The 4263-nt window shown below is 38.1% G+C and carries 6 protein-coding genes; all 6 read right to left on the bottom strand.

The genetic code is table 11. From position 1 onward, the window contains the following. Positions 1-266: 266 nt before the first annotated feature. Positions 267-1751, bottom strand: coding sequence for a lysine--tRNA ligase (lysS, locus tag V7124_RS22990; protein WP_335493789.1), 1485 nt, complete (start codon positions 1749-1751; stop codon positions 267-269). Between the two features lie 196 nt (positions 1752-1947). Then, positions 1948-2946: a tRNA dihydrouridine synthase DusB gene (gene dusB / locus V7124_RS22985; RefSeq protein ID WP_335493786.1), complete on the bottom strand. Its 999-nt coding sequence runs from the start codon at positions 2944-2946 to the stop codon at positions 1948-1950. Positions 2947-2964: 18 nt separating this feature from the next. Continuing rightward, positions 2965-3171: a helix-turn-helix domain-containing protein gene (locus tag V7124_RS22980; RefSeq protein WP_335415607.1), complete on the bottom strand. Its 207-nt coding sequence runs from the start codon at positions 3169-3171 to the stop codon at positions 2965-2967. Beyond that, complete coding sequence (gene folK / locus V7124_RS22975; protein ID WP_335493783.1) at positions 3123-3650, bottom strand: 2-amino-4-hydroxy-6-hydroxymethyldihydropteridine diphosphokinase; 528 nt, start codon at positions 3648-3650, stop codon at positions 3123-3125. Before folK ends, V7124_RS22980 begins: the two co-directional genes overlap by 49 nt. A 2-nt stretch (positions 3651-3652) precedes the next feature. Continuing rightward, entirely contained in the window at positions 3653-4012 is a 360-nt protein-coding gene (gene folB / locus V7124_RS22970; protein WP_335493780.1) for a dihydroneopterin aldolase, read from the bottom strand. Next, positions 4005-4263, bottom strand: a 259-nt coding sequence (locus tag V7124_RS22965) for a dihydropteroate synthase (protein WP_335493778.1), incomplete at its 5' end; no start/stop codon positions are given. The genes V7124_RS22965 and folB, both read right to left, overlap by 8 nt.

Below are 4263 nucleotides of genomic sequence, written 5' to 3'. Positions count from 1 at the left end.
TTAGTTTTCAAGGATCAATTTTACTCCGTCGCCCAAAAGCGACTTTTTAATATTACCAAGTTATTAACCGGAAGTCAATAACTTTTTTCAATTCTTTTTTTCAAAAGCGTGTTGTTTCGTAACAACAGATATTAATATACCACCATTGTTTCCTCCGCGCAATAGCTTTTTTAACATATTTGTCTAATATATTGAAATAACAATTTTCAAATATCTTTTTATATAAACAAAAAAGCACCAGTTACCCAGTGCTTTTTTAAATAGTATTACCGATGGCGCATTAACGGGAATAATAATACATCACGGATTGAAGGTGAATTGGTTAACAGCATTACTATACGGTCAATTCCAATTCCAAGGCCTCCTGTTGGCGGCATACCATATTCCAATGCTTCTACAAAATCCTCGTCCATTTCATGCGCTTCATCATTTCCCTGTTCACGCTCTTTTAATTGTGCCTCAAAACGCTCCCTTTGATCAATCGGATCATTTAACTCAGTAAAAGCATTAGCGTGTTCACGAGCAACAATAAATAACTCGAAACGATCTGTAAATCTTGGATCCTCTTCATTTTTCTTAGCAAGCGGAGAGATTTCAACCGGATGGCCATAAATAAAAGTAGGCTGGATTAACTTTTCTTCAACCTTTTGCTCAAAGAATTCATTAACGATGTGGCCATAAAGCATATGTTCAGTTATTTCTACACCATGTTCTTTAGCAATTGCGCGTGCTTCTTCCACACTCGTTGGTTTCCAGAAGTCTGCTCCAGTATATTCTTTTATGGCGTCAACCATGTGCAGCCTTTTCCATTCAGGCTTAAGGTTTACTTCATACTCTCCGTATTGAATCGTAGTGGTTCCTAATACTTCTTGCGCAATGTGCGCAATTAAGTTTTCAGTTAGACTCATAATATCCTGATAATCTGCATATGCCTCATATAGTTCAATCATTGTAAACTCTGGGTTGTGGCGAGTAGAAACACCCTCGTTACGAAATACTCGACCAATTTCATAAACCTTTTCAAGTCCACCCACAATCAGACGCTTCAAGTGGAGTTCAATAGCAATCCGCATGTATAGTTCCATATCAAGTGCATTGTGGTGAGTAATAAACGGTCTTGCTGACGCACCACCGGCAATCGAATGCATCATCGGAGTTTCAACCTCTAAATACCCATGATTATCAAGATAACGGCGCATAGATTGAATAATTTTACTTCGCGTAATAAAAGTCTCTCTGCTGTCTTGGCTGACGATTAAATCTAAGTAACGCTGACGGTACCGCTGCTCCACGTCTTTAAGTCCGTGGAATTTATCAGGTAACGGACGCAATGCTTTTGTCAAAAACTCAAACTCTTTAACCTTAACAGAAAGCTCGCCAACCTTTGTTTTAAAAAGAGCTCCCTTAACGCCAATGATATCTCCTAGATCTGCAGAATCAAATATATCATATGCCTCTGCACCAATTGCATCAACTCTAACGTATACTTGTAATTGCCCAGTGAGATCCTGAATATTTGCAAATCCCGCTTTACCTTTTCCACGTTTAGTCATGATCCGGCCTGCAAGAGTTACTTCAACATTTTTTGACTCAAGGTCTTCTTTCTCTAATTCGCCATACTGCTCTATTAACTCATTGATACTATGAGTTCGTTCAAAACGTTTCCCAAACGGATCCAGTCCATTTTCGCGCATCTTATTCATTTTCTCTCGTCTGACCCTCAGTTGGTCATTTAATTCTTCATGACTCACGCTAATCAACTCCAATTACTTCTTATTATGTAGACTAGATTTAATCCCTTAACTCAATCACTTTTATGCATACTTTATTATTTTACACAATCTCGACAATTCAGACATCAAAATATAAAAGAAAACTGCCAGTTGTTTTACTGGCAGTGCTCATTAAACAAAAACATTATAGAAAAGCATGTTAGTAAAGTCAACTTTAACCTACTATTACTTGACTTTCCTTCTCTTCTATTTCAACAACCATGTCATTTAATAAGGCAACCATATCATCACGGTTATTACATTCATTAATTGCATTTCTTACTTTTGCATTCCCTTTTACACCTTTTAGATACCATGCAGCATGTTTGCGCATTTCTTTAACTGCTATATTCTCATTTTTCAGGGCAATTAAACGGTCTAAGTGTAAAGTACATACATCGACTTTTTCACGAATGGATGGTTCTCCCATTAGTTTGCCTGTTTGGAGGAATTGAACTGTTCGATAAATCATCCACGGATCTCCCAACGCAGCTCTGCCAATCATAACTCCATCGCAGCCTGTTTCTTCTAACATTCTTTTTGCATCCTGAGGTGTTTGAACATCGCCATTGCCAATAAGCGGGATGTTTAGGTTCTGTTTTACTTCTTTAATAATGTCCCAGTTTGCTGTTCCTTCATACATCTGAACGCGAGTACGTCCATGAAGTGCAACCGCCTGACCGCCAGCTCTTTCAACAGCCTGAGCATTTTTGATAGCAAAAATATGCTGTTCATCCCAGCCCATTCGCATTTTCACTGTTACTGGTTTATCAACAGCTTCAACAACAGCTGATACCATCTCGTATATCTTATCCGGGTCTAACAGCCATTTTGCTCCCGCATCACACTTAGTAATTTTCGGAACAGGACATCCCATATTGATATCAATAATATCTGCGTTCGTATTTTTATCTACAAATTGTGCTGCTTTAACAAGGTTTTTCTTTTCACCTCCAAAAATTTGCAGGCTTAACGGCTTCTCACGTTCGTCAATGTAAAGCATATTTAGCGTTTTCTCATTTTTTAAAACGATCCCTTTATCACTGACCATTTCTGCACAAACTAAACCAGCTCCAAATTCCTTAACTGTTAAACGGAAGGCAGAGTTACAAACACCAGCCATCGGTGCCAAAACGACTTGATTTTTCATTTCAATATCGCCGATTTTCAACATACAACAATACCTCCCGTTCTATTCATTTGGTGATAATTCTTCCAAGCTTATATTTAAAGTTGAACCAATCTTCTTAAGTAATTCCCCTGTAGGCAGGCGATTACCTCTTTCAATCTCTCCGATTATTGACACTGATACACCAAGTACCTTCGCGAAGCTCTCCTGTGTGTAACCTTTTAGCTTCCGATAGGCTCGAATACGTCTTCCCCATTTTTCCGCTTCCATATCCGGACTCCTTCTTTGTTAGGTAATTCATTAATCCATGCTGCGAGTGGTCTTTCTATATTTGGAGGTATTAGGTCAGGTTTTATCTCTGACAAAGGAATCATGACAAATTCCCGCTCTAGCATCCTTGGATGCGGAACAATAAGTGTTTCTGTTTCAATATTTTCTTGGTTATAAAGAAGAATGTCAAGGTCAATTGTTCTTGGCCCCCAAAAAATTTCCCTTTTTCTACCAAGGTCTAATTCAACTTTTAGGCAGTAATCGAGTAGTTCTTGAGCATTGAATGATGTTATGATTTCAATCACCATATTTAAAAATAAATCTTGATCCTCATACCCGACAGGATCTGTTTCATATACAGAGGAGCAATTTACCAATTCAATATTTGAATGATTTGCTAATTTATCAATTGCCTTTAATAAATAATCATACCTGTTTTCGATGTTCGATCCAAGGGCAATAAATGCTGTATTTTCCATTTTTATCTCCCCCTTGTAATTTCTACGGCAACAGATTGATAATGACCAGGAATGGGCGGATCTGGTTTGATTACTTTTACAGTCGCTTCAGTAACAAGTGGGAATTGCTCCAAAACGGTTTTTGCAATGTTTTCAGCAACAGCTTCCACTAGCTTAAACGGTTTTCCCTCGACAATCTCCTTACATACCAAAAATAAATCAGCATAACTTACTGAAAACTCTAGTTCATCTGTTTCTCCAGCTTTTTTTAAATCTACAAGAACCATTAAATCTACGATAAACCGCTGCCCAAGTTTGGTTTCCTCAGGAAAGACACCATGATACCCGTAGAATTCCATTTGGTTTACAAAAATTTTATCCAAGCTTAACACCCTTCCCCATTAGAACATCCATCATTTTTGCCATTCTGCTCATTTCCTTAACATCATGGATACGAATGATTTGACATCCCTTTTGGATACCATAGCATACGGTTGCGCCAGTCCCTTCCATTCTTTCCTTCACCGGAAGATTCAGTGCCTGTCCTATCATCGTTTTTTTTGATGTGCCTAAAAGTACTGGATAGCCGAGAGCCGTCAGTTTATCTAGGTTTTGCATCATCAAAATGTTTTCA

The organism is Neobacillus niacini, from assembly GCF_036961885.1.
Classification (GTDB): domain Bacteria; phylum Bacillota; class Bacilli; order Bacillales; family Cytobacillaceae; genus Neobacillus; species Neobacillus niacini_H.
The sequence above is the reverse complement of the archived record's forward strand: the minus strand, read 5'-3'. Positions and strand labels throughout refer to the sequence as shown.

Coding starts and splice junctions, on each gene's coding strand:
- dusB (WP_335493786.1), bottom strand. CDS start 2,946: ATGTTGAAAATCGGCGATATTGAAATGAAAAATCAAGTCGTTTTGGCA.
- folK (WP_335493783.1), bottom strand. CDS start 3,650: ATGGAAAATACAGCATTTATTGCCCTTGGATCGAACATCGAAAACAGG.
- V7124_RS22980 (WP_335415607.1), bottom strand. CDS start 3,171: ATGGAAGCGGAAAAATGGGGAAGACGTATTCGAGCCTATCGGAAGCTA.